Below are 23,669 nucleotides of genomic sequence, written 5' to 3'. Positions count from 1 at the left end.
TTAGTATTGTAGGCGAAAACATTTTATAAATAGCTTCAAAGTGACATTTTATGTATAATACCTCTTCGGATTTAAACAAATGGGGAAAAGATGCTGATTGACGGATTTGGAAGGGAAGTAACGTATTTGCGTGTTTCGGTGACGGAACGGTGTAATTTTCGGTGTTTGTATTGTATGCCGGAAAAGCCCTTTTCTTGGGTGCCTAAAGAGAATTTATTGTGTTTTGAAGACCTTTTTTTATTTATTAAAACGGCGATAGACGAGGGGATTACCAAGATTCGTATCACGGGAGGTGAGCCGCTTTTGCGAGCCGATCTTGATCGTTTTATCGCGATGATTAACCACCATAAAAGCGGTCTTGATCTGGCGTTAACGACCAATGGATTTTTACTCAAGGACGTGGCGTTAAAACTCAAAAATGCGGGACTTCAGCGCGTTAACGTTTCGTTAGACAGCCTTAAAGCCGACGTGGCGGCAAAAATGGCGCAAAAAGATGTTCTGGGCAAAGTCAAAGCGGGTATCGAAGAGGCTTTGAAAGTCGGGCTTACCGTCAAAATCAATATGGTTCCGATTCGAGGCGTGAACGATAGCGAAGTCGTCGATATTTTAGAGTTCTGCAAAGAACGCGGTATGAGCGTTCGTTATATCGAATATATGGAAAACACGCATGCTAAAGAGAAGCTTCAAGGCTTAAGCGCGCAAGAAGTTCAAGAGATTATTGCCCAAAAATATCCGTTTAAAGCGATCGGTCGTTCCGGTCCGAGTCCGGCACATCTTTTTGAGTTGGAAGACGGGTACGTGTTTGGGATTATCGATCCGCATAAACACGATTTTTGCGAAGATTGCAATCGCATTAGGCTGACGGCGGAGGGGATGTTGATACCGTGTCTTTACTTTGACGAAGCGATGAGCATTAAAGAAGCCGTACAACACGGAAATATCGAAAAAGCTACGGAGATTTTAAAAGAGGTTTTACGCAATAAACCCGAAAAAAATAAATGGAGCGAAGACGATCAAAACGAGACTTCCAATCGCGCTTTTTACGAAACCGGAGGATGATAAGGCTTTGACATGTAAGGATAAAAGCTTACATGTCACGAAGCGTAAGGTAATCATTCTGCCTCGCACGAGGCAAGCTTTAGTGCACAGCGCAGCGTAGAGGTTTGGGCTTGGTCGCGAAACGCCGAAATGTCTAAAAGCGTGAACACATATTCTGCCTCGCACGAGGCAAGCTTTAGTGCACAGCGCAGCGTAGAGGTTTGGGCTTTGCCCGAGCCTCGTATTAAAAATAGAAAAAAGCGATTTCTTCTCCCTCTTCAATCACCTCTTTGTTTTCGATCAACGTATAACCGTTACACGCGCTCAAAATATTTAAACGTCCCGCTTCGTAATAAGGCGCATGAAGAAAATGCCTACCGTCGCTAAATCCGGGAACGGCATTCATGCTGGAAGCCTTACATGTCAAACGTTTTTGGTTAATACACGTAATCATATCGGGAAGCATACAGGTGTAATGTTGCAAGTGGCGCAAGAGCGGAACGCCTAGCATTTCAAAGCCGAGCATGCACGAAAGAGGCAAACCCGGAAGATGCAAAATCGGCGTTGCATTCAAAAGCGAAAGCGCGCTCGGCTGAGAAGGCGTTAGTTTGACGCGATCAAACAGCGTCTTAAAGAGGTTTTGATGGATCAACGCGCGCATAGCGTCTTTATGGCTTAACGCGCCGGTGGTGACGATGCAATCGCACACGGAGCTTAAACGGTGTAAGTGTTCCAAAATAGTTTCGGTATTTTCCCGACAGACGACCATCGCTTCGATCGTTCCGCCAAGCTCGATAATCCGTCCGGCAAGGCTCATAGCGTTTGAGTTAGCGACATGCCCGTTGGCAAGAGCTTCACCGATGCTAATAATACCGATAACGGGTTTTTTCAAAACTTTAATGCGATGAATGCCTTGCGACGATAAGGCGGTAATTTTATAGGCACTAATCCGTTCAAAACGTTGAAGCAGAACTTCGCCTTTGGCAATATCTTCGCCTTGGTGTTTAATATTTTGGTAGAGCGAAGGTTTGGCGTTTAAAACCATACGGTTCGTTTCGTAATCGATATGTGCGTCTTCTTCGGCAACCACGGCGTTAATGCCCGCCGGAACGAAATCGCCCGTCGAAAGTCTGACGGTTTGGCTCCAAGGAATGCATAACGCATCGTCCGTCGGTTCTTTGAGAATAAATCCGTATCCTTCTTTGAGGCTCATAGGGTATTTCGGTAGAGCAAAGTGGGCGTGTACGTTTGTCGCCGAAATGCGATGCATCGCCTTCAATAAAGAGAGCGTTTGCGTTTTTCGTAAAGGCGCAACGGCGGTTTGAATCGTTTTGAGTGCTTCTTGGTATAAAACGGGCATGGAAAAACCTTATGATTTATGCGGGATATTATACTAAAACGGGTAAAATTTGAGACTATTTTTTGTGAAGGAATTTTCATCATGGAAGAACTTATCGCACTCTCTTCCGACTTACACCTTTTATTTATCGTTCTTTTAGTCGGTTTAATCGGAGGGAATCTTTATTTGCTTAAAAGTGATCGCTCGTTCGTTTCGTTGTCCAAACGACTCGAACTGTTGGCACCGCAATATTACATCGTATTGGCAGCAATTTTTTTTACGGGCTTGATCGTGATGGCAGTACGCCAGTTTACGTTTTCGCCTTTAGTGTGGGTAATGATCGGCGTTTGGGTTTATATCGTTGCGTTTGGCATTCGAAACCATAAAAGTTATAAAAAGGTGCGCATCGCGCAAATGGATCTGAACCGTTACAAAACGCTCACGATTCGTAAATACCTTATCGACGCCCTTTTAATCGTTATCACGTCGCTTCTGTTTTACACGGTGCGATAAAATGCAGTTTGTGTATCATTCTCATGCCGGTGAGGAAACGTTACATGTAGACGTCAAAGCTTACGAACATCTCTTTAAAGTTAGGCGTATCGGGATCGGTACGACGCTTTTTTGGCGCAATGCTTTAGACGATATTTTATACGAATACGTCATCGAGAGCATCGGAAAAAAAGAGGCTCTCTTGCGCTTAACGCACCCAACGTACGCTCCCGTTTTTTCTGCACGATCTTTACATGTCGGTTGGAGTATCGTCGATCCGAAAATCGTCGAAAAAACGTTACCGATGCTCAATGAATTGGGTGTCGAGAAAATGACTTTTTTTTACGCCGAATTTTCGCAAAAACAGTTTAAACTCGATCGTGAACGTATGGAGCGCATCGTGATCAATTCTTCGCAACAATGCGGACGAAGCCGCTTGATGCAATTTGAAATGCTTCCGACCTTAAAGGCGTTTCTAAGCGCGTATCCCAAAGCGACGATCATCGATTTTAGCGAACGTAAACTCACGGCTCAAGATGACGTTCAAACGCTCGTCGTGGGGCCTGAGGGAGGTTTTAGCGACAAAGAGCGAGCGATGTTTGACGCGCACCGTATTTTGGGTCTTTCGTGCTCGAGTATATTAAGAAGCGAAACAGCGGTCACGGCGGCCGTCTCGAAAATCTTGGCATGACTTGAAATAATCAATCTTTTGTGCTATAATTTGCACCCTTTGGCAAAACATGCCAAATAACAGATTTTATTTTTATGATAAACAATTTAAGGAAAAACGTTATGAAAAAAGATATTCATCCCGAATACGTACAGTGTGTCGTTACTTGCGCATGCGGTAACAGCTTTGAGACGCTCTCGAATAAATCCGAGATCAAAATCGACATTTGTAGCGCATGCCACCCTTTCTTTACGGGCAGTGAGAAAATCGTGGATGCCGCAGGTCGCGTTGAGAAATTTAAGAAAAAATATAACTTAAAATAATTCTCGAATAAAACATTGGTCTATTTTATTCCTACTCCCATAGGAAACTTAGATGATATTTCGGTAAGAAGCCTCAAGCTTCTTGCCGAATGCAAAACGCTCTTCTGCGAAGACACCCGCATTACGAAAAAACTCCTCACACTTTTAAGCGACAAACACCGCGTTACGTTTCACGTCGAACGTTTTATTTCGATGCATTCACACAACGAACAAAGCGTTTTGAACGAAATCGATTCGGCTGTTTTTCAAGAAAACGTCGGCTATTTAAGCGATGCCGGGATGCCCGGTATTAGCGATCCCGGAAGCATTTTGATACGTTACTGTCAAGAACGCGCCATTGCGTATGAAATTTTACCCGGAGCCAATGCCGCACTTTTGGCGTATGTTGCAAGCGGGTTGGGGACGCACCGTTTCATTTTCTACGGATTTTTAGCGCATAAAGGAAATGACCGCTATAACGAATTGACGGAAGTTTTAAATCTTCCTTACGCCGTTATCGTGTACGAATCGCCGCATCGTATTGAAAAGCTAATGGACGAGTTAGCCCATTTTGCGCCAGAGCGTAGTATTTTTGCGATTAAAGAAGCGACAAAATTGCATGAAAAACGCTTTTTAGGAACGGCTTTAGAGGTACAAAGTGCCTTTAAAAACGCTAATTTAAAAGGCGAATGGGTTGTGATCGTGACTCCCGAAAAACAAGAGAATGCAGAAGCAATTACCAAAGAAGATATTCTAAGCCTCGATTTACCTCCGAAACAAAAAGCGAAACTTCTCTCGAAGCTCACAGGAAAAAGCGTCAAAGAGTGGTATAACGCGCTTCAAAAGTAAGTAACTTTTTTGCTATAAGCCTTAGCGATCGACGCTACTTTTTGTGCCAAACTCGTATTATTTTAAGCCATTTTAGATACAATAATTGTCATGATTATTTACGGTAAACAACTATTTTTACATCTGTTAGAGCACTATCCTTCAAAGCTCCAAACGGTTTTTTTGTCCAAAAAATGCGATCCGAAACTTTTTTCACGCATTGCCAAAGCGACATCAAAAATTTGTAGTATCGATGAGCGTAAAGCGCAAGCTTTATGTCACGGAGGAAATCATCAAGGGTTTATTGCCGAAATCGAAGCAATGAACCTAACGCCTTTTAACGAGATTAAGCACGGCTCGTTTTTGGTAGTGCTTGATGAAGTAACCGATGTCGGAAATATCGGAGCAATCGTACGAAGTGCCTACGCATTCGGTGCGGACGGATTGATCTTAAGCGGTGTCAAAAGTTGCAACCTTGAAGCTATCTTGCGTACGAGCAGTGCCGCGGCGTTTGAACTGCCGATTGCACTGTGTCCTTCGACGCGTGATATGCTTAATGAATTGAAACAGATGGGTTTTACGCTTTACGGAGCCGATATGGGCGGTGAAGACGTAAAAGACGTTAGCTTCCCTTCCAAAAAAGCGTTAGTGATGGGAAGTGAAGGGAAAGGACTTTCTCCTAAAATCAAAGAGCGGTTAGATAAGATTATTTCAATCAAAATGGCAAGAGCATTTGACTCTTTAAACGTAAGTGCGGCAGCTGCGGTACTGTGTGATAGGATAGCCAATGGATAAAGATATCAGGGTATTGGAAAAAATCGGATTGCAAGAAGTTTGTAAGCGAACACATATCGAAGTCGCTCAGTTAGAGTATATGATCAACAATCAATACGAGAAGCTCAATAAGATCAATACTTTAGGATTCGTCAAAATTCTTTCTCGCGAGTACAAACTGGATTTGAGCGATTGGTTAGAGGGTTTCTACGACTATTGGGCAGAACATAAATCGGAAGAAGACGAGCAAAAGGAAAAAATTTTTGTTCGTGCCAAGAGCGATCGAAGTTCTAAAAAAGCGGCGATTCTTTTTTTATTCATTGCGTTTATTGCCGGAATGTTCGGTATCTTTTCTATTTTTAAAATCGATTTTGATTTAGGGAACATGTTAGATCAAGTTAAAGGCGAAACCAATCAAACGTCTGCGTTTCAAAACGCTCCCGTCGTTCAGGAAGCGGCAAGTTCTTTGGGTGTCAAAGTCGAAGAACGAAGTGTGGAAACCAATAGCTCCAATGCCACCGTTCGTGCGGTTGTCGTTCGAATCGACGAAAATTTGACGCGTGCATCAGAGGCAAATACAAGCGGTGAACGAAATGAAAGTAACGTTTCGTTACCGCTTCCGCTTTCTCCCGTCGATACAAATGTTTCGTTGGTTTCGAATATTCCTCAAAACCGAGCCATCATCGTACCGACAAAGCGTATTTGGATCGGTAAAGTCTCCTTGGACGATATGAGCCGCAAAGAGACTACGGGCGATCAAAATATCACGATCGACTTAACCAAACGCCAACTGATTAAAACGGGTAACGGTTTTTTCAAGCTCTCTTACGACGGAAGCACCGAGGATTTTGTTGAACAGGGCAGTACCCGTTTCTTGGTGGAAAACGGCAAAATACAAAAAATTTCCGAAGAAAAGTTTATCGAGTTGAATCGAGGTAAAAATTGGTAAAAAAATTATTTTTGATCCTAATAGCGAGTCTTTCGTTATTCGGCGCACAGAGCGTTCAAGAAAAAGTTAAAAGTTTTGTCGGCGCAACGCAATACGACAAACAGATCAATTTGATCCAAGTCTTATTTGCGCAACCTGCCGCTTTTACTTTACCTAACGGCGAAGTGGACAGTGTTAAGGTCATTTCCGTTTTGAAGAAAAACGGCTTAGTGCAATTGCTGTACGATAGACCGATACAACTTCGTCTGGCGTTTCGTACGCAAAGCGATCCGCTGATTTTTTTGAAAATTATTAACGAATCGCTCGAGACGATGGGATATAACTATTTCTTAACCAATAATGCTTTACGCGATAGTGCCGGATTTGTATGGGAAATTTACCTTCAAACCGAACATGTCGTCGACCCCGAAGCATTTGCCCGCGCCCTTGGGGCTAGGGGATGTACTATAATGAATATCGTGAAAAACGATGAACACTATTGGTTTTACGATATCGACTCTAGCAATGCGTATCTTTCGGCACGCAAAGTCGAGGTCGGTACGACAAGTTTAGGAAAGCCTTTAAAACCTTATTGGATCGACGTACATAATCTTAAAGAGATCAGTTTGACGGTTCAATCGGGAGACAAATGGTTTCCGGATGTTGCCTTTTTTGATGAGCACTTACACCTTTTAAGCGATATCAAATCAGAAGAGTCGACGCGTGTACTCAAGCTTAAAGTTCCAAACGGTGCCGCTTATTTGAAAATAAGCGATGCTTTTTTGCTGGAAAACATTAAGCACGGGTTGTCATTGAATGTCAAAGAGTAAAGGATAAACAATGTTTGACGAAATTCGATTTAATACGATTGAGAGATTACCGGGTTATGTTTTTGCAGAAATTAATGAGTTAAAATTAGCCGCACGTAGAACCGGCGAAGATATTATCGATTTTTCGATGGGAAATCCAGACGGAAGAACGCCGCAACATATTATCGACAAATTAGTCGAATCGGCACAAAAAGACGGAACTCACGGTTACTCCGTGAGCAAAGGTATTTATAAACTTCGTCTAGCTATCTGTAATTGGTATGCTCGAAAATACGGTGTTACGCTTGATCCTAATACCGAAGCGGTCGCAACGCTGGGCAGTAAAGAGGGTTTTGTACACTTGGCTCAAGCAATTATGAATCCGGGTGACGTTGCCGTTGTCCCCGATCCGGCCTATCCGATTCATGCGTATGCGTTTATGATTGCGGGCGGAAACGTACATAAATTTGCCTTGGATTATAACGAGCATTATGAACTGGATAAAGAACAATTTTTTACCAAACTCAAAAAAGTGTTTAAAGAATCAGCCCCCAAACCAAAATTTGTCGTCGTCAATTTTCCGCACAATCCGACGTGCGTAACGACGGACAAAGCGTTTTACGAGGCATTGGTTGCCTATGCAAAAGAGGAGCGCTTTTATATTATTAGCGATATTGCGTATGCCGATCTCTCTTTCGACGGATACGAAACACCTTCTATTTTTCAAGTCGAAGGCGCTAAAGACGTGGCGGTAGAGTGTTATACGCTTTCCAAAAGTTACAATATGGCGGGTTGGCGCGTCGGGTTTGTCGTCGGTAATAAGAAATTGGTCGGTGCGCTTCAAAAAATTAAGTCATGGTTCGACTACGGTATGTTTACGCCGATTCAAGTTGCTTCAACCGTTGCATTGGACGGTCCGCAAGAGTGTGTCGACGAGATTCGCGCAACGTATAAAAAAAGACGCGATGTTTTGGTTGAGAGTTTCAACCATGCGGGTTGGCCGATGGAAAAACCCAAATCGACCATGTTCGTATGGGCTAAAATTCCTAAAGTTGCTGAACATTTGGGAAGTATGGAATTTGCAAAACAACTGCTCCAAGAAGCCAAAATTGCCGTGAGCCCCGGTATTGGTTTTGGAGAAGCTGGAGACGGATACGTGCGAATTGCGTTGATTGAAAACGAAAACCGCATTCGCCAAGCCGCGCGCAATGTCAAGAAATATTTGAAAAGTCTAGAAGGTACAAACGTATGATCAAAGTCGGAATCATCGGTGTCGGAACCGTCGGTAGCCATGTGGTAAAAATCCTACGTGAAAACGAGGATATTATTACTGCGCGTACCGGTAAAAAAATCGTTCCGATACTCGGTGTCGTGAGAGATTTAAACAAACCAAGGGAGGTTGACCTCCCTTTAAGCGATTCGGTAGACGCTGTTTTGGAAAATCCGGAAATCGATGTCGTCGTCGAGTTGATGGGCGGTGTAGAAGAGGCGTATGCAATCGTGACAAAAGCCCTTAAACATAAAAAAGCGGTTGTGACCGCCAATAAAGCGTTGTTGGCGTATCATCGTTACGAACTGAAAGATTTGGCGGGAGAAACGCCGATCGGATACGAAGCGAGTGTCGCAGGTGGAATTCCGATTATTAAAGCGTTAAGAGAAGGGTTAAGTGCCAATCATATTGAAGCAATTAAAGGCATTATGAACGGTACATGTAACTTTATTTTGACGAAAATGATGAATGAAAAAGCCGAATTTGCGGACGTCTTAAAAGAAGCACAAGCGTTAGGTTATGCCGAAGCCGATCCGAGTTTTGACGTCGGCGGATTCGATGCGGCGCATAAATTGTTGATCTTGGCGAGCATCGCTTACGGTATCGACGTTAAGCCCGAAGAAATTCTAATCGAAGGCATCGAGCAGATTAACAGTGAAGATATCTATTTTGCCAAAGAGTTCGGTTACAACATCAAACTTTTGACGATTGCTAAAAAAAGCGGTGATCAAGTCGAACTTCGCGTTCATCCGGCACTGGTTCCGATGCAACAGATGATTGCTAAGGTCGACGGCGTTATGAACGGTATTAGCGTTATCGGCGATCGTGTCGGCGAGACAATGTATTACGGTCCGGGAGCCGGCGGAAGTGCAACGGCAAGTGCGGTCGTATCCGACTTGATCGATATTGCCCGTCATGCGCAAAATTCGCCGATGTTAGGGTTCATCAGCTCTTTGGAAAAAAGTGGCTTGACCTTAATGTGTAAAGACGATATTGCCACGCAGTACTATATCCGTGTGAGCGTTATCGATAAAATCGGTGTTCTTTCGAAAATTTCGGAAGTGTTAGGCAAACACTCTATTTCTATCAGTAGCTTTATTCAAAAGCAAGATTCAAAGAAGAGTGAATGTGCCGTTTTACTTTTTTCAACGCATACATGTAAAGAAAAAGATATTCAAAAAGCTTTATGCGAAATTAGCGATTTAGAGTTTGTCGAACGCAAACCGACGATGATTCGTATCGAGTCGTAAATGGGGCTTGAACAGGGAAAAGAGGCCGAAGAAAAAGCCTCTTTATACCTTCAATCGTTAGGTTATCGTATTTTAGAGCGTAATTTTCATTCTAAGTTCGGCGAACTTGATATCGTTGCGCTTAAAGGCGACATTCTACATTTTTGTGAAGTAAAATTTTCGCATCATTACGATCCGCTTCCGCGCATTACACCTTCCAAAATGCAAAAAATCATCAAAACCGTTCAGTACTATTTTATGCGACATCCCTCTTCTCACGATTATGAAATTGATGCAATTCTCGTCACGCCGGGAACTATAGAAATAATAAAAAATATTAGTTACTAAAAAAATAACTTTACTCGCTATGGTAATTTTAAAGTTAGAGTGAGTATAATTGAATATCTATAAAATAACGTTTTAGGGGAAAAAAATGGGTAAATATCTAGAATTAAACGCTTCAAATTTTGATAGCACCGTTGCCGAAGGCGTCGCACTAGTTGATTTCTGGGCACCTTGGTGCGGACCTTGTCGTATGATTGCTCCCGTTATCGATGAGCTTGCCGGCGATTTCGACGGAAAAGCTAAAATTTGTAAAGTTAATACCGATGAAGAACAAGACGTTGCGATTAAGTACGGTATTCGTTCGATTCCGACGATTTTATTCTTTAAAAACGGGGAATTGGTTGATCAAATGATCGGTGCGTCGTCTAAACAAGTATTAGCGGATAAAATCAACTCTCTTCTTTAATTATTAAAACCGAGGATACCAAGGAGAGACAGCACTCTTTTGTATCCTCGACTTCTTGAGACTAAATGGTAGATGACCTTTTGCCGGTCATTCGCAAAACAGTCCGAAAACGAATAAGGAAATCAGCATGTTAGATTTAGCGATTGTCGGCGGAGGTCCCGCAGGACTTAGTGCCGGATTGTACGCGACGCGAGGCGGACTTAAAAACGTGGTTATGTTTGAAAAAGGAATGCCCGGAGGCCAAATTACGAGCAGTAGCGAAATAGAAAATTATCCCGGTTCGGCGCAAGTCCTTAGCGGCTTAGACTTCATGGCACCGTGGTCCGAACAGTGCATGCGCTTTGGGCTTAAACATGTAATGGATGAAGTTACGCGCATTTCAAAAAACAGTGACGGGACATTTACCCTCAGCCTTGCAGGCGGTAAAAGCGAAGAAGCCAAAAGCGTCGTCGTTTGTACCGGAAGCACGCCTAAACGTGCCGAATTTGAAGGTGAGGCCGAGTTTTTCGGTAAAGGCATTAGTACATGTGCTACATGTGACGGTTTCTTTTACAAAAATAAGGAAGTTGTCGCTTTAGGCGGCGGTGATACGGCTTTGGAAGAAGCTTTATACCTTTCGCATATTTGCTCAAAAGTCTATTTGGTGCATCGACGCGATAGTTTTAGAGCCAGCCCGAGCACCGTCGAACGTGTGAAAAACAACCCGAAGATAGAACTGGTATTAAACGTTTCGGTTAAAAAAGCGTACGGCGATAAAATGGGACTTAACGGCATTATTGTTGTCGATAAAGAGGGAAAAGAGCGTGATATTGCCGTTCCGGGAGTGTTTGTTTTTGTCGGTATGAACGTTAATAACGGTATCTTAAAACAGCAAGACGGTACGTTTCTTTGCGATATGGATGAAAACGGAAACGTGATCGTCGATCTTTCAATGAAAACTTCCGTTGCGGGTCTGTTCGCCGCCGGAGATTTGAGGACAAAAGCCTCAAAACAAGTCGTCTGTGCCGCCGGAGACGGAGCAACCGCGGGTATTCAAGCCCTTGAATACGTTAATCACCATGCATAAGGAATCAGACGTATGATCAATGTCGGAATTCACGGCTCAACCGGTAGAGTCGGAAGATTATTAATTGAAAATCTTATGAAAGACGCTCAAGCCCGTCCTTATATTTTACATGCTATTGAGGCGTTTAGTTTTTCCGTACCTTCGGAAATTTCCACGACAAACGACGTGAGTATTTTGTTAGAGCGAAGCGATGTCGTGATCGATTTTACGATTGCGACAGGGACGGAAACTTTATTGGAAAATGCACTCAAATCTCCTACTCCTCTTGTCATCGGTACGACCGGATTAAACGAACATCAGCATAATCTTTTAAAAGAAGCGGCTAATCATATGCCGATTTTATATTCGACCAATATGTCTCTAGGCGTTGCGGTTTTAAATCGTTTGGTCGAACTCGCATCCAAAAGCCTAAGCGATTTTGATATCGAAATCGTAGAACAGCATCATCGCCATAAAAAAGACGCTCCAAGCGGAACGGCTTTGACGCTCGGTGAACATGCCGCACGCGCTCGAGGATTGGTTTTGGACGACGTGCGCGTTAGCGGGCGTAACGGATTGATCGGTGAACGTAGTAAAAATGAAATTGCAATTATGGCATTACGCGGAGGCGATATCGTCGGTCGCCATACCGTCGGTTTTTATAATGACGGGGAATTTATAGAGATGAACCATACGGCGACCAGTCGCGATACCTTTGCAAAAGGCGCGATTAAAGCGGCGAAATGGATCGTCCATCAACCAAACGGTCTCTATACGATTAGCGATTGTTTGGGTCTTTAAAAAGGTAGAAGCGTATGTGTGCAATTGTCGGTGTATTTGATGTAAAACATGCTTCCAAAATAGCGTATTATGCGTTATTTGCGATGCAACATAGAGGTCAAGAGGCAACAGGAATCAGTTCAAGTGACGGAAAAAGAATCCGTACGATTAAAGATAACGGACTTGTTACCGAAGTTTTTAACGAAACAAAACTCACTTTTCTAGACGGCGATATGGCAATCGGTCATAACCGTTATTCAACCGCAGGAAGCGATTCGGTTAAAGATGCGCAACCGGTTGCTGCAAGTTATAAACTCGGCGATATTTCGATCGTGCATAACGGAAATTTGATCAATAAGCATGAAGTGCGCAGTCGCCTCATTGAACAAGGTGCTATTTTTCAATCTTCGATGGATACCGAAAATATCATTCATTTGATTGCACGTTCTCAACAGGATAAACTTAAAGACCGTATTGTCGAAGCGTTAAACGTCATTAAGGGTGCGTATTGTCTTTTGATTCAAAGTCGTTCCAAGATGTTTGCAATCCGTGATCGTTACGGGGTTAGACCGCTTTCGATCGGAAAGCTCAAAGAGGGCGGCTACATCGTTGCCAGTGAAACATGTGCGCTAGATTTGGTTGATGCCGAATTTATTCGAGACGTCAGACCGGGGGAAATGGTTATTTTTAGACACGGACAAGAAGCGTTTGAAAGCATTCAACTTTTTGAACCCGACCCGCATATTTGTGCTTTCGAATTTATCTATTTCGCTCGTCCCGATAGCGTGATCGAAGGCAAAAACGTTTATGCGGCGCGTAAACGAATGGGAATGAAATTGGCGGATCTATCACCCGTAAAAGCGGATTTCGTGATTCCCGTTCCAGACAGCGGCGTGAGTGCGGCATTAGGCTACGCTCAACAAAGCGGTATACCTTTTGAAATGGCGATTGTGCGTAACCACTATGTCGGTAGAACGTTTATCGAGCCTACGCAAGCGGTACGCGATTTAAAAGTTAAACTTAAACTCTCTCCGATTCATAAAATTCTAGAAGGTAAAAAAATCGTCGTAATTGACGACAGTATCGTTCGAGGAACAACGTCGCGACAGATTGTAAAAATGCTCAAACGTGCCGGTGCGGCGGAAGTTCACATGCGTATCGCTTCTCCTACGATCGAGCATCCTTGTCTTTACGGTATTGATACTCCAAGCTACAAAGAGCTGATCAGTGCCAACAAAAACGTGGAAGAAGTACGCGAGTATATCGGAGCCGATTCGTTAGCTTTTTTAAGTATTGAAGCCCTTAAAGAGAGCATCGGAAACGATATGAACTATTCGCTCGTGAGTTTTGATGGAAACTATTTTATTAAATAATGCGCGCTATTTTAACCGCGGGGCGGTATTTTAGAGAAAAATTTAATGTCAACGTTTATAAAGTTCCGATCTCGATTTTTGGATTTACATGTCCGAATATTGACGGGAGTGTGGCTAAAGGCGGATGCATTTTTTGCGAAAACGAGTCCTTTAGCCCCAACTTGGGGCATAGCAAAGAACAACCGAAGCGTTTTTTTTTGCAACCGAATACTTCCCATAACCCTTATTTAGACTTTCAGCTTTTACAGCTTGAGGCACAATTTAAAAAAACCCAAAATAGCTTACGTAAAAAGTTTGGAGCAAAAAAATTTATCGTCTATTTTCAATCGTTTACCAATACGTATGCTCCTTTAGAGACGTTAAAGGCATTGTATACGAAGGCTCTCGGTTTTGAAGACGTTATCGGTTTGAGTATCGGTACACGTACCGATAGCATTTCTCCGGACATTTTAGACTATTTGGCTGAGCTGGCGCAAACACATGAAATTTGGGTGGAGTACGGCGTGCAATCGTCTTTTGATACAACGTTGCAACGTATCAATCGCGGGCATGATAGTGCCAATATTGCTTCAAGTATTAAGATGACGCGTCGGTATGGATTGAACGTCTGCACCCATATGATTTTCGGATTACCGCAAGAGACGCAGGAAATGATGCTTGAAAGCGTCAAATTTGCACTCAGCCTTGATGTACAATCGTTCAAGTTTCATCCGCTTTATGTCGTCAAAAAAACGGCTCTTGCGCATGATTTAAATAAAGGGACGTTTACGCCGATTACGGAAGAGGTCTATATTGATACGCTCGTTAAAGCGATAGCACTTCTTCCTTCACATGTTATGATTCAGCGCGTGAGTGCCGGCATAGGCGATACGTCGTTGTTGGCACCCGATTGGTGTTACGATAAACATCGGCAAATGTATGCTATTCGCCAAGCATTTGCCCATCAGGGTTGGTTATATTAATGGCAGAAAAGTTCATAACGCGTATAAGGCTTGCTAAAAGAGGGCGGATAGCGCATAAAGACCGTAAAGTTACGTAATTCTCCGGGACGAAGATCTTCGGCAATGACGAATTCTTTGGTCGTCTCGACGCCGATATCTTCATCTTTGCGCTTAAATAAACTATCTAACGCCGATTTGGGTACAAAAATAGCACTGTCGGTTCCCGTCTTTTCGATAGCGTTATTGGAAACTTTGACTTCTAAAGTGCATTGTGCAATCTGAAAATTCCCGATATTGCGAATTTGACCGCTGATAGCAAACGATTCGTTCACGAGCATTTTTTTCTGAATTACGTTATCAAGTTGTGCCAATTTTGTGTATTTGTCTAAAACATAAATACTGAAAAAAGTGAGAATCGACATTGCCAAGATGTTGGTTAAAATAGGTGCCGCTAAAGAAGATTTCTCGTCACGGTTTTGGAATGTTAAAACCAAAAAAAGGATAAACAGTACGGCAATAATAGAAACGGCAATCCAATGTAAAATCGTAAAATAAGTCATTGGGTCTCCTTAATAACATTCCGCCTTTAAAGTAGCGTTGACATCTCCTTGATAGGTAAAATCATCAAAGAGAATGCGAATATTCGTCAACTCATTCGGGGAAAGACTCTCTTGGACTAGTATCGACTGATTTGCGATAGGCTTTAATCGAGTCATCCAAGCTTTAATTCCTTCTGCGGAAGTTTGCTTGATTGCACTTGTTTGAATCAAACAGCGTTTGAAGGGCTTTTGGGAGAGGTTTTGAAGGGTGGCTTCGACAATGAGGGTATCGGAAAATACGAGCTTTTTAACCATGGTAATTTCCGTAACGTTTTGGCGTAAAAGTGCATTGAGTTTGTAATGAATCAAAAAAGGTGAGACGGCAAAGAAGATCAAAGAGAGAATAATAATAAGTACGGAGAGTGCTGAAGAGCGTTTAGCGATCAAAATCGCAAACGCAATCAGCGTTAAAAACGTCACGATAAGCCATGCAAACGCTAGATAATCATACAAACCTAAATTTCTAAAATAGGTTAAGAGTGAAATTTTAAGCGCGTCAATGAGCATTGCGACTGTTTTTCTCCTCGATGCCGCTTAAGCCGAATCGACGCTTAAGCTCTTGTTTAATACGATCGGGGTGAATATTTTTTGCTCCGAGTGCTACAATCGTATGGAACATCAAATCCGCCGCTTCGTAAATGATAGCTTCTTGCTCACCGTCTTTACATGCAAAACAAAATTCGCCCGCTTCTTCAACGACTTTTTTTAACATGCTATTATCGCCTTTTTGAAGCAGTGAAGCGACGTAAGAACTTTTCGGATCGGCATGTTTTCGTTCTTGAACAATGTGATAGAGTGTATCGGCGATCGAATATGCTTCGATAGCGGTCTGAGGCTCTTTAGGTGCCTCGTCGATATCGACGCGATTAAAAAAGCACGACATACGTCCCGTATGGCATGCGACGCCTTCTTGTTTGACTTTGATGAGCAAAGTATCGTTATCGCAATCTAAATAAGCTTCTTTGACATACTGTAAATGTCCGCTCGTCTCACCTTTTTTCCATAACGTTTGGCGACTACGCGAAAAGTAGTGCGCAATTCCCGTCTCCAACGTCAGTTTCAACGCTTCCTCGTTCATGTATGCGAACATCAGAACTTCTTGCGTATCATACGCTTGAGCGATTACCGGAAGAAGGGGAAATTTCCCCCAGTCGATTGTTTTTAAAAGTTCGGTACTCATTTGGCGACGCTAACAGCTTTTTGGCTATCTTTCGTATCGACCCAAATGTTGGGAACCGAGCCGCCCGGCGTTAAGAAGATTTTCGCATCTTTGTTTTCTTTGAGTGCTTCGTTAAATTTGCCTTGAACTTCGATTTGGCGGAGGTTTAACAAAGGAGCGGAGATGCTTTCGCTAATTTTTTTATTGGCATAAGCATCGGCATCCGCTTCGATCTTAATTGCATTGGCTTGACCTTGTGCGTTAATCTCTCTGGCTTTGGCTTGACCTTCCGCTTCGGCGGCGCGTTTTAGGGCTTCTTGATTTGCGCGCTCGACTTCGTATTTTGTACGTTCGACTTCTTGGCGTGCAACTTGTACGCGTTCAATTTGCTCTTTAATTTTAGCCGGAAGTACGATTTCACGGAGTTGAACCGTTAAAAGCTCGACGGGTTGACCCGGTTGGGCATCGATCGCTTTGCGAATACCTTCTTCGATATTGACGGCAATTTCATTGCGCTTTTGCGGAAGTTCTTCGGCGTTAAATTTACCGACAACGCTTCGCGTCACATCGCGAACGACGGGATTGATGATTTTATCTTCCCATGACATACCCCATGTTGCGATCGTTTGCGGTGCGGTTGAAGGCTCGAGCTTGTATTGTACGGTCAGTTCGATCGAAACGGGTAAACCTCTAGCATCTAAAACGGAAATTGCGGCATTGCGTTTAATGCCGGAACCGCGTTGTACCACTTCGCCCAAATCTTCGGTCGAGGAGTAGTTCATAATACGTACTTTCGTATCGACGATAAAAACTTGTTGAATAAACGGAAGAAAAAGATGAAATCCCGGTTCCATCGGAATCGGTTCAAACTTACCCGTCGTCGCTTTAATTCCCATTTCGCCGGAATTAATAATCACAAACGGTTTAGCGATAATAAAAATAACGATGATCGCAATAACGACGTAAATCAGTCCGGCTTTCTTTCCCAAGTTTTTCATAAAATCGGGAGGTTCGACGTTGAAAGGCGTACGATTGTCGTTGTCGCCTCCGCCTCCAAAACCGCCGCCGTTATTTTTTTTCTTAAAATAGTCGTTCAAATCTGCTGGCATATCGTTCCTTTGGTTAATTAAATAAATGTTAAGAGGTGCTTGTATTTTGGATTGCGTCCGTAAACAACGTCAAAATAAGCCTCTTGAAGTTGACGGGTTATAGATCCGCGTTTTCCATCGCCGATGACATAGTTATCGACATCTTTAATCGGCGTTACTTCTGCGGCGGTTCCCGTAAAAAATGCTTCGTCTGCGATATACACTTCATCGCGAGTGATACGTCTACGCTCGATAGGGATACCCGCTTCTTTAGCCAAATCCAGTACGGTCGCTTGCGTAATGCTTTCTAAAGACGTATCGTTTGGAGGCGTAATCAACGTACCGTTTCGAACGATAAAAAAGCACTCTCCGCTACCTTCGGCGATAAATCCTTCGTCGTCAAGTAAAAGAGCTTCTTCGTAGCCGGCTTCCAAAGCTTCGTATTTGGCCATTTGTGAATTGAGATAATTCGCAGCCGATTTGGCTTTTCCCATCATTGATTTGGCAGGATTTCGGGTAAACGAGGAGATTTTAACGCGAATGCCGTTTTCCAATCCTTCGTCGCCGAGGTAGCTTCCCCATTGCCATGCCGCAATAGCCGTATTAACGGGTGCTTGGATATGATTAAGTCCCATGACGCCGTATCCGAGGTAAATGAGAGGGCGAATGTAAACGTTGGCGGTAAAACGGTTGGCTCTTAAAAGTTCAAGGTGAGCCTGTTCTAACTCTTCTTGTGAAAAATTTGCCTTAATGCGTGTAATTTTTGCCGAGTTTAAGAGGCGTTTCGTGTGTTCTTTAAGCTTGAAAACGGCCAAACCTTCTTTGGTCATGTAAGCGCGGGTACCTTCAAAAACACCGTTACCGTAGTGAAGCGTATGGGTTAAAATATGTACTTTTGCATCATCCCACGCAACTAGTTTGCCGTCCATCCAAATAAATTGTGCTTTATCCATTGTCTAGCCTTATCGTGAAGTCGTTTGTAAAGAGAAATTATAGTAGCTAAACTTTAATTAAAGATAGTTTTAGGGTTAAAATCAATACCGTCATCTTAAAGAAGATCGTGTGAATCTATGTTAAGATGCTACAAAAATTCTACATGTAAGGATGATTGATGCTTAAGATCGGCGATAATGCCCCCGAATTAACGCTTCCCAACCAAGACGACGTTGAAATTTCGCTTCGCGATTTGGCGGGGAAGTGGATTGTTCTTTATTTTTATCCCAAAGATAACACCCCCGGATGTACAACGGAAGCATGCGATTTTACGGCAACTTTGCCGCAATTTGACACTCTAGGAGCGGTCGTTTTGGGCGTTAGCCCCGATAGCACGGCGTCGCATCAAAAGTTTATCGCAAAGCAAAAATTAGACATTACGCTTTTGTCCGATTCAACCACCCAGATCGCACAACGCTACGGCGTATGGCAACTGAAAAAGTTTTGCGGCAAAGAGTATATGGGGATCGTGCGTTCGACGTTTTTGATCGACCCCGAGGGAAAAATCGCACAGATTTGGTCTAACGTCAAAGTGAAAGATCACGCAAGTGAAGTGAAAAAAGCATTGGAGGCGCTCGTATAAAGCGCCTTCTTAATTGCTAATGGAAATTGCACACCCAATCCATGATTCTCGCTGTGCGTCTACCGCTTGTACCTCTTGTTTAATGAGTCTTTCGGGAGCGATGTTATAGGATTTTGCAAGCTTTTGGACAATCGCCTCGGCGCGCTTTTGAGCAAGGGCGTGAAGGACTGCGGGATCGATTACGACCGTTTCGGCAATTTTAGCGATTAGGCGATCGTTAATAGCGGGAGGATCAAGTTGTTCTTCCTTGCACTGTTTCATTAGCGTACCGTACGCATCGTCTCCGTATTTTTGAACGAAGAGTTTTTGCACGGCTCGGGCATAAGCGTCTTCCGTGCTATTTTTAGAGAGCTTTTGTTCGATTTGTGCGGTTATGTTGTTTTCTTTTAAAGCCTGCATATCGAGTGTTTCGTTATAGCTAGGAGTAATAAGCAACTTTAAGGCGGATCGTTTTTCCAAAATTTGTCGGTACTGTGCCATTTTCTCTTCTTCCGAAGCAATCAGTACGGCTTCACCCGCCGCGAAGTCGATACTTTGAAGATTTTCGGCTTCAATGCCCAAAAGAGAGCCTAAAAGTTTAAATGGAGAGGTAACGATGCCTCCGATGAGATTGCCGATTGCTTTCCAAACGACGCTTCCGTAACGAAACTCCGGATCGTTAAGATCTCCGCTGACCGGAAGATCCAGATCAATTTGTCCTTTTGAATCTTTTAAAAGTGCTATCGCTAAGTCTAGCGGTAGATTGAGGGCATCTTCGCTTTCGATCTTTTCTCCTAAGACCAAAGAGTCTAAATTGATCTTATTTTGACCCTCCATGAGCCCTTTTTTAATTTTATAGTTCAAATCCAACGAAAGTTTTCCTTCTTTAATCGCATATCCGACGAATTTTCCAGAATAAGGCGTCAATTTAGGCATCGCGATGTTTTTGAAGATTATTTTGAGATTGGCATGGTTTTTGATGTCGAAGGGCAATAGGGTACTGTCGATTTTTGCATAGCCGTATTTATCGACTTTTCCTTCTATTTTGAGAGTCGAAGGCTTTGTACTTTTCGTATCGAGCGTGGAGAGTGAGCCGTTGAGATTATCCGCAAATGTTGCAAAAGGGATCGGCAATGTAGCGTCTTGAAAATGCGCCGTTCCTCTTTTTAAAGAGATATTGCCTAAAAAAAGCGTCAAAGCACTCTCTTTGGAGACGGATTTTTGATCGTGAGTCGTCGTAGGAGGGGCTTTTTGTTGGACAAGAAGGTCGGCAAAATTCGTGCTATGGTCTTTTTTAATATCCAAATTTACGTAAGGTTTGTCAAGCATTATTTTTTGAATACGCATTACTTCAGGGTCTAAGGTATACGATAATGCGCTTAAATTCAAGCTCTCCCACGCAACCAAAGGTGTTTTAAAGCGATCTGCAAGCGAAAACTTTGAAACCGTGATATCGCCTTGAACGTCGAGCTTGGTTTGTTGATCAAACGAGGCCTTAAGTAGCGTATCGAGCGAAACGTAGCCGTCTTGGATCAATGCCGTCGTAAAGGGTTTGAGATAAGGTTGTGTTTTTTCTAACGAGAGCGTATCGGCGACAATGCGCATATCCAAGGAGGAACGAGCGGGAAGAAACGTGCCTTTGAGCTTCAAAGAAGCCTCTTTATCGATCGTGCCGTTGAGATCGAATGCAATCGTTTGATGGGTATCGTTGGTGATATTATCGACGATTAAAGAAAGCGGAGCGCAATCGATAGGCGAAGATTTCACGTTTTGATCGACGACATGTACGCGAGCCGAATCGACGTAAAGTCGACGGAGTGCAAAGCTCCACGGCGAAGACGTAGTGGAAGAGGATGAGGTTGCTGTGTTTTTGTCTGTTGGGTTTGTCTTGGAAGCGGGCGTAAACAATCTCTCAAAATTGACGTGATACGCTTTTTCAAGTTGCAAACGAATATTCGGTTGCGTCAAAGATGCTTCCGCAATAGTGACATGTGAAGCCTGTAGATCAAAATCGATTCCGTCTAACTTGAGTGAAGGGATTTGGATTACGGATTGATTTGCGTCGGTAAATTCGGTATTTTCGACCAGTAAAGAGCCTTTTTCGATGAGCACGGAAGGCGAGTTTTTACTTAAATCGATCCAGAAAGGAATGCGAAGCGTTAGATCGCCTTTAGAGAGCTTTGCGGGAAGAGCGCTTAAGGTGTAACCCCAAAGCGTAGAAAGCGGTAGCTTCGTTAGGTTAAGTTCTCCGTAAAAAATAAGCGGTTCAATAATAAGGCTGCTCGCGATGGAGAGTTTTTCTTCATTTTGTAAAACGGCTTTGATCGCATGAAGGCTCAAATCGTCTTTATAGAAACTCAAATTATCGGCAGTATAGGAGATAGGTCCGATTTCAAATTGGAAAGGATGTTCACCCCTTGGGTCTTGAAAAAGCGTATGCGCATTGTGAATTTCCACATGTTTGACGATGAGCGGCATGGTAAGAGAGGTTGTCGTTTCGGATGCGTTGTTCTCTTGCTCTTGCGTTTGCGTGTTAGGAAAAAGTTTGAGAAGTTTGAGCGAACCTTCTTGATCGAGGCTTAGATCGATGTCTGGATTGTCGATGTGAACCGCTTTAATCGAAAACTCTTTTTTAAACAGAGCCGAAGGATCGTAATTGAGATAGACATGTCCGATGCTAAGAGCTTTAGTAGCATTAGAGTCTAGCAGTGCCAAGGACTCGAGATTGACTTCAAACGTAAAAGGGTTAAAGCGAACATGCTCGACGCTGAGAAGAATGCCGACTTTTTCGTGCAGGAGCGAAGGAAGTTGTGTGCGTACCCACCACGGAAGGATCACGAAACCGCACAGTGTATAAAACAACGGGAGGCTAATCAGCCAAAATACAATCGTTTTCATATTTTTTGTGAGCATAAAACACTCCTGTTATCGATTGAAATTATTATACACTAAAAACAAAAAAATCTTTTTAAAACTATGAGTTTTATGAGGTTGCCATTGCTTTTGCTAGCGCGATACGGTCTTTTATACATCATTACATAAAGAAGAATACTACCTAGTGCGTATACGAATGAGAGCAAAGAGATGGTATACTTTTAGCAAATTTATTTCGTAAAGAAAGCATGCATGCTCGTTCATATCTGTTGCTCGGTCGATAGCCATTTTTTTCTTCAAAAATTACGTGAAGCGTATCCTAACGAACCGCTGATCGGTTTTTTTTACGATCCGAATATTCATCCTTACGACGAGTACCGTTTACGTCTTTTGGACGTTCGCCGCAGTTGCCGAAAATTAGGCATCGTTTTATGGGAAGGTTCGTACGATTATGAGGCATGGATCAATGCAGTAAGGGGCTTGGAACATGAACCCGAAAAAGGCAAACGTTGCAATGTTTGTTTTGATAACAGGTTAGAAGAGAGTGCTAAAAAAGCACTGGAACTTGGGGAAAAAATCATTACGACCACTTTACTAACAAGTCCTAAAAAGTCCTTACAGCAGTTAGAACAAGCGTTAGAAACGATTGCACAAAAATACGGTTTAGCAATCGTCGTGCCCGATTTTCGAAAAGACGGCGGTACGCAAGCGCAATTTGCTTTAGCGCGAGACGCAATGCTTTATCATCAAAACTATTGCGGGTGCGTGTTTGCTCTTGCTAAACAACGCGAACAGCAAAAACGTTTTGCCGACGAATTATGTTCTCCTTTGCGTCCGCAATGTTTGCCCGGTTCGATCGAAGAGCGCTTACGTCTTTATGAAGCGGTGATTTGTGCGGAAGAAGAACGTCGGCCGTTTCGTCTTGTGCGGGAAAAATTTTTAAATTACCGTCTTTTACGGGCATGGTTGCAAAACGATGCGCAAGAAATCGTTCCGAGTTATATTCTTTTTTACTCGACTTGTCAGAAAAAAGTATCCAAAACACGGGTGGCTTTTAGCGTATCGGGTGTGGGGTACGCAACCAAAGAAGAGATACGTTTCGTAACGATCGATCGGTTTAACGAGGCGGCAAATACAAGCTTTTGCGATGTCAAAGAGATGCTAAGAAATCCTCCCGATCTTGAATGTGAAATGAAAGTTCGTTCACATTTGTTTCCCTCCGCGGTACTCTCTTTAAGTCCGATTATGATCGTTGACACGCTTGATGAGAGGGAATATACGCTTTTTATCGAGAGCGTAAGCTACTCCGACATTAGAGAAAATTTAGTATTTATTAGCTAAAATATTTGAATTTTGTTAATAAGGTTTTTAAAGATGTTAATGGATGTTGTAGAGATTCAAAAAATACTTCCTCACCGATTCCCTTTTTTACTGATTGATCGTATTACGGGATTGACGCCGGGAGAATCCATCGAGGGGTTCAAAAACGTGACGATCGGCGAACATATTTTTCAAGGGCATTTTCCAGAACACCCGATTTATCCCGGAGTCATGATTATCGAGGGAATGGCGCAAGCCGGCGGCGTTTTGGCGTTTCAAAGTATGGATAGCGAAAAACAAGAAGACACGAAAAACAAAGTCGTTTATTTTATGAGTATCGATAATGCAAAATTTAGGAATCCGGTTCGCCCAGGCGATCAGCTGGTGTATAAACTCGGCGTGATCAAGCATAGAGGAAATATTTGGGTTCTCGACGCCAAAGCGTATGTTGACGAAAAGCTTGTGGCGGAAGCGGAACTCAAAGCAATGATCGTGGATAAATAAC

General features: G+C 43.0%; 26 protein-coding genes. 19 read left to right on the top strand and 7 right to left on the bottom strand.

Features of this window, described 5'->3' with window-relative positions; genetic code table 11:
* The first annotated feature begins 90 nt into the window (after nt 1-90).
* Nucleotides 91-1,059 (top strand): GTP 3',8-cyclase MoaA, encoded by a 969-nt coding sequence (gene moaA / locus UCH003_RS12910; protein WP_039671919.1) that lies wholly within the window; start codon nt 91-93, stop codon nt 1,057-1,059.
* Nucleotides 1,060-1,282: 223 nt separating this feature from the next.
* Here moaA and UCH003_RS12905 read toward each other — a convergent pair whose 3' ends face one another.
* Nucleotides 1,283-2,398, bottom strand: a complete 1,116-nt coding sequence (locus UCH003_RS12905) for a molybdopterin molybdotransferase MoeA (RefSeq protein ID WP_060826805.1) — start codon at nt 2,396-2,398, stop codon at nt 1,283-1,285.
* Nucleotides 2,399-2,479: 81 nt separating this feature from the next.
* Here UCH003_RS12905 and UCH003_RS12900 point away from each other — a divergent pair, with 81 nt between their 5' ends.
* The 15 genes from UCH003_RS12900 (at nt 2,480) to UCH003_RS12830 (ending at nt 14,590) form a co-directional block, all read left to right on the top strand.
* The gene (locus UCH003_RS12900) at nt 2,480-2,890 is read left to right on the top strand and encodes a hypothetical protein (RefSeq protein ID WP_039671921.1); all 411 of its coding nucleotides are present in this window, start codon (nt 2,480-2,482) and stop codon (nt 2,888-2,890) included.
* Between the two features lies 1 nt (nt 2,891).
* Complete coding sequence (locus UCH003_RS12895; RefSeq protein ID WP_060826804.1) at nt 2,892-3,560, top strand: 16S rRNA (uracil(1498)-N(3))-methyltransferase; 669 nt, start codon at nt 2,892-2,894, stop codon at nt 3,558-3,560.
* Between the two features lie 101 nt (nt 3,561-3,661).
* Nucleotides 3,662-3,862, top strand: a complete 201-nt coding sequence (gene rpmE / locus UCH003_RS12890) for a 50S ribosomal protein L31 (RefSeq protein ID WP_060826803.1) — start codon at nt 3,662-3,664, stop codon at nt 3,860-3,862.
* Between the two features lie 15 nt (nt 3,863-3,877).
* The gene (gene rsmI, locus UCH003_RS12885) at nt 3,878-4,690 is read left to right on the top strand and encodes a 16S rRNA (cytidine(1402)-2'-O)-methyltransferase (RefSeq protein ID WP_060826802.1); all 813 of its coding nucleotides are present in this window, start codon (nt 3,878-3,880) and stop codon (nt 4,688-4,690) included.
* Between the two features lie 90 nt (nt 4,691-4,780).
* Nucleotides 4,781-5,464, top strand: coding sequence for a 23S rRNA (guanosine(2251)-2'-O)-methyltransferase RlmB (gene rlmB / locus UCH003_RS12880; protein ID WP_060826801.1), 684 nt, complete (start codon nt 4,781-4,783; stop codon nt 5,462-5,464).
* On the top strand, nt 5,457-6,392 hold the full coding sequence (locus UCH003_RS12875; RefSeq protein ID WP_060826800.1) for a hypothetical protein: 936 nt from the start codon (nt 5,457-5,459) through the stop codon (nt 6,390-6,392). The genes rlmB and UCH003_RS12875 overlap by 8 nt, the downstream gene beginning before the upstream one ends.
* A complete protein-coding gene (locus UCH003_RS12870) occupies nt 6,386-7,201 on the top strand; it encodes a hypothetical protein (protein WP_060826799.1) in 816 nt (271 codons plus the stop codon). Before UCH003_RS12875 ends, UCH003_RS12870 begins: the two co-directional genes overlap by 7 nt.
* A gap of 10 nt (nt 7,202-7,211) precedes the next feature.
* A complete protein-coding gene (locus UCH003_RS12865) occupies nt 7,212-8,432 on the top strand; it encodes an LL-diaminopimelate aminotransferase (protein WP_039671928.1) in 1,221 nt (406 codons plus the stop codon).
* On the top strand, nt 8,429-9,700 hold the full coding sequence (locus UCH003_RS12860; RefSeq protein WP_060826798.1) for a homoserine dehydrogenase: 1,272 nt from the start codon (nt 8,429-8,431) through the stop codon (nt 9,698-9,700). The genes UCH003_RS12865 and UCH003_RS12860 overlap by 4 nt, the downstream gene beginning before the upstream one ends.
* Nucleotides 9,701-10,027 carry a YraN family protein gene (locus tag UCH003_RS12855; protein ID WP_060826797.1) on the top strand — a complete coding sequence of 109 codons (327 nt, stop codon included), beginning with the start codon at nt 9,701-9,703 and terminating at the stop codon, nt 10,025-10,027.
* A gap of 85 nt (nt 10,028-10,112) precedes the next feature.
* Nucleotides 10,113-10,430, top strand: a complete 318-nt coding sequence (gene trxA, locus UCH003_RS12850; protein ID WP_039671931.1) for a thioredoxin — start codon at nt 10,113-10,115, stop codon at nt 10,428-10,430.
* 127 nt (nt 10,431-10,557) lie between these two features.
* The gene (gene trxB / locus UCH003_RS12845) at nt 10,558-11,496 is read left to right on the top strand and encodes a thioredoxin-disulfide reductase (RefSeq protein WP_060826796.1); all 939 of its coding nucleotides are present in this window, start codon (nt 10,558-10,560) and stop codon (nt 11,494-11,496) included.
* Nucleotides 11,497-11,508: 12 nt separating this feature from the next.
* Nucleotides 11,509-12,276 (top strand): 4-hydroxy-tetrahydrodipicolinate reductase, encoded by a 768-nt coding sequence (gene dapB / locus UCH003_RS12840; RefSeq protein WP_060826795.1) that lies wholly within the window; start codon nt 11,509-11,511, stop codon nt 12,274-12,276.
* Nucleotides 12,277-12,290: 14 nt separating this feature from the next.
* Nucleotides 12,291-13,628 (top strand): amidophosphoribosyltransferase, encoded by a 1,338-nt coding sequence (gene purF, locus UCH003_RS12835; protein ID WP_041962678.1) that lies wholly within the window; start codon nt 12,291-12,293, stop codon nt 13,626-13,628.
* The gene (locus UCH003_RS12830; RefSeq protein ID WP_060826794.1) at nt 13,628-14,590 is read left to right on the top strand and encodes a TIGR01212 family radical SAM protein; all 963 of its coding nucleotides are present in this window, start codon (nt 13,628-13,630) and stop codon (nt 14,588-14,590) included. The genes purF and UCH003_RS12830 overlap by 1 nt, the downstream gene beginning before the upstream one ends.
* Here UCH003_RS12830 and UCH003_RS12825 read toward each other — a convergent pair.
* The 5 genes from UCH003_RS12825 to UCH003_RS12805 are packed head-to-tail and all read right to left on the bottom strand — an operon-like array spanning nt 14,587 to nt 18,368.
* Nucleotides 14,587-15,129, bottom strand: coding sequence for a DUF2393 family protein (locus tag UCH003_RS12825; protein WP_060826793.1), 543 nt, complete (start codon nt 15,127-15,129; stop codon nt 14,587-14,589). The two genes, UCH003_RS12830 and UCH003_RS12825, sit on opposite strands and share 4 nt — an antisense overlap.
* A gap of 9 nt (nt 15,130-15,138) precedes the next feature.
* Nucleotides 15,139-15,675, bottom strand: coding sequence for a DUF2393 family protein (locus tag UCH003_RS12820; RefSeq protein ID WP_060826792.1), 537 nt, complete (start codon nt 15,673-15,675; stop codon nt 15,139-15,141).
* Nucleotides 15,665-16,348 carry a bifunctional phosphoribosyl-AMP cyclohydrolase/phosphoribosyl-ATP diphosphatase HisIE gene (gene hisIE, locus UCH003_RS12815; protein ID WP_060826791.1) on the bottom strand — a complete coding sequence of 228 codons (684 nt, stop codon included), beginning with the start codon at nt 16,346-16,348 and terminating at the stop codon, nt 15,665-15,667. The genes UCH003_RS12820 and hisIE overlap by 11 nt, the downstream gene beginning before the upstream one ends.
* On the bottom strand, nt 16,345-17,436 hold the full coding sequence (locus UCH003_RS12810; RefSeq protein ID WP_060826790.1) for a prohibitin family protein: 1,092 nt from the start codon (nt 17,434-17,436) through the stop codon (nt 16,345-16,347). The genes hisIE and UCH003_RS12810 overlap by 4 nt, the downstream gene beginning before the upstream one ends.
* 17 nt (nt 17,437-17,453) lie before the next feature.
* The gene (locus tag UCH003_RS12805) at nt 17,454-18,368 is read right to left on the bottom strand and encodes a branched-chain amino acid transaminase (protein ID WP_060826789.1); all 915 of its coding nucleotides are present in this window, start codon (nt 18,366-18,368) and stop codon (nt 17,454-17,456) included.
* 158 nt (nt 18,369-18,526) lie between these two features.
* Here UCH003_RS12805 and bcp point away from each other — a divergent pair, with 158 nt between their 5' ends.
* Complete coding sequence (bcp, locus tag UCH003_RS12800) at nt 18,527-18,991, top strand: thioredoxin-dependent thiol peroxidase (RefSeq protein WP_060826788.1); 465 nt, start codon at nt 18,527-18,529, stop codon at nt 18,989-18,991.
* A 9-nt stretch (nt 18,992-19,000) separates the two neighbouring features.
* Here bcp and UCH003_RS12795 read toward each other — a convergent pair whose 3' ends face one another.
* On the bottom strand, nt 19,001-21,883 hold the full coding sequence (locus tag UCH003_RS12795) for a DUF748 domain-containing protein (protein ID WP_060826787.1): 2,883 nt from the start codon (nt 21,881-21,883) through the stop codon (nt 19,001-19,003).
* Between the two features lie 213 nt (nt 21,884-22,096).
* Here UCH003_RS12795 and UCH003_RS12790 point away from each other — a divergent pair, with 213 nt between their 5' ends.
* Both UCH003_RS12790 and fabZ read left to right on the top strand, forming a co-directional pair.
* Nucleotides 22,097-23,185: an epoxyqueuosine reductase QueH gene (locus UCH003_RS12790; RefSeq protein WP_060826786.1), complete on the top strand. Its 1,089-nt coding sequence runs from the start codon at nt 22,097-22,099 to the stop codon at nt 23,183-23,185.
* Nucleotides 23,186-23,218: 33 nt separating this feature from the next.
* On the top strand, nt 23,219-23,668 hold the full coding sequence (gene fabZ, locus UCH003_RS12785; RefSeq protein WP_039671944.1) for a 3-hydroxyacyl-ACP dehydratase FabZ: 450 nt from the start codon (nt 23,219-23,221) through the stop codon (nt 23,666-23,668).
* The last annotated feature ends 1 nt before the right edge of the window (nt 23,669 follow it).

This window comes from Sulfurospirillum cavolei, from assembly GCF_001548055.1.
In the GTDB taxonomy this organism is placed as follows: domain Bacteria; phylum Campylobacterota; class Campylobacteria; order Campylobacterales; family Sulfurospirillaceae; genus Sulfurospirillum.
Note: the sequence above shows the minus strand (reverse complement) of the source record. Positions and strands in the feature narration are given on the sequence as shown.

Excerpts from the sequence above, each read along its gene's own strand:
- UCH003_RS12905 (WP_060826805.1), bottom strand. The coding sequence starts at position 2,398 with ATGCCCGTTTTATACCAAGAAGCACTCAAAACGATTCAAACCGCCGTT.
- purF (WP_041962678.1), top strand. The coding sequence starts at position 12,291 with ATGTGTGCAATTGTCGGTGTATTTGATGTAAAACATGCTTCCAAAATA.
- rpmE (WP_060826803.1), top strand. The coding sequence starts at position 3,662 with ATGAAAAAAGATATTCATCCCGAATACGTACAGTGTGTCGTTACTTGC.
- rlmB (WP_060826801.1), top strand. The coding sequence starts at position 4,781 with ATGATTATTTACGGTAAACAACTATTTTTACATCTGTTAGAGCACTAT.
- UCH003_RS12790 (WP_060826786.1), top strand. The coding sequence starts at position 22,097 with ATGCTCGTTCATATCTGTTGCTCGGTCGATAGCCATTTTTTTCTTCAA.
- dapB (WP_060826795.1), top strand. The coding sequence starts at position 11,509 with ATGATCAATGTCGGAATTCACGGCTCAACCGGTAGAGTCGGAAGATTA.
- UCH003_RS12865 (WP_039671928.1), top strand. The coding sequence starts at position 7,212 with ATGTTTGACGAAATTCGATTTAATACGATTGAGAGATTACCGGGTTAT.
- hisIE (WP_060826791.1), bottom strand. The coding sequence starts at position 16,348 with ATGAGTACCGAACTTTTAAAAACAATCGACTGGGGGAAATTTCCCCTT.
- UCH003_RS12810 (WP_060826790.1), bottom strand. The coding sequence starts at position 17,436 with ATGCCAGCAGATTTGAACGACTATTTTAAGAAAAAAAATAACGGCGGC.
- UCH003_RS12825 (WP_060826793.1), bottom strand. The coding sequence starts at position 15,129 with ATGACTTATTTTACGATTTTACATTGGATTGCCGTTTCTATTATTGCC.
- moaA (WP_039671919.1), top strand. The coding sequence starts at position 91 with ATGCTGATTGACGGATTTGGAAGGGAAGTAACGTATTTGCGTGTTTCG.
- UCH003_RS12855 (WP_060826797.1), top strand. The coding sequence starts at position 9,701 with ATGGGGCTTGAACAGGGAAAAGAGGCCGAAGAAAAAGCCTCTTTATAC.
- bcp (WP_060826788.1), top strand. The coding sequence starts at position 18,527 with ATGCTTAAGATCGGCGATAATGCCCCCGAATTAACGCTTCCCAACCAA.
- UCH003_RS12875 (WP_060826800.1), top strand. The coding sequence starts at position 5,457 with ATGGATAAAGATATCAGGGTATTGGAAAAAATCGGATTGCAAGAAGTT.
- UCH003_RS12895 (WP_060826804.1), top strand. The coding sequence starts at position 2,892 with ATGCAGTTTGTGTATCATTCTCATGCCGGTGAGGAAACGTTACATGTA.
- UCH003_RS12805 (WP_060826789.1), bottom strand. The coding sequence starts at position 18,368 with ATGGATAAAGCACAATTTATTTGGATGGACGGCAAACTAGTTGCGTGG.
- UCH003_RS12830 (WP_060826794.1), top strand. The coding sequence starts at position 13,628 with ATGCGCGCTATTTTAACCGCGGGGCGGTATTTTAGAGAAAAATTTAAT.
- trxA (WP_039671931.1), top strand. The coding sequence starts at position 10,113 with ATGGGTAAATATCTAGAATTAAACGCTTCAAATTTTGATAGCACCGTT.
- UCH003_RS12820 (WP_060826792.1), bottom strand. The coding sequence starts at position 15,675 with ATGCTCATTGACGCGCTTAAAATTTCACTCTTAACCTATTTTAGAAAT.
- fabZ (WP_039671944.1), top strand. The coding sequence starts at position 23,219 with ATGTTAATGGATGTTGTAGAGATTCAAAAAATACTTCCTCACCGATTC.
- UCH003_RS12860 (WP_060826798.1), top strand. The coding sequence starts at position 8,429 with ATGATCAAAGTCGGAATCATCGGTGTCGGAACCGTCGGTAGCCATGTG.
- trxB (WP_060826796.1), top strand. The coding sequence starts at position 10,558 with ATGTTAGATTTAGCGATTGTCGGCGGAGGTCCCGCAGGACTTAGTGCC.
- UCH003_RS12795 (WP_060826787.1), bottom strand. The coding sequence starts at position 21,883 with ATGCTCACAAAAAATATGAAAACGATTGTATTTTGGCTGATTAGCCTC.
- UCH003_RS12900 (WP_039671921.1), top strand. The coding sequence starts at position 2,480 with ATGGAAGAACTTATCGCACTCTCTTCCGACTTACACCTTTTATTTATC.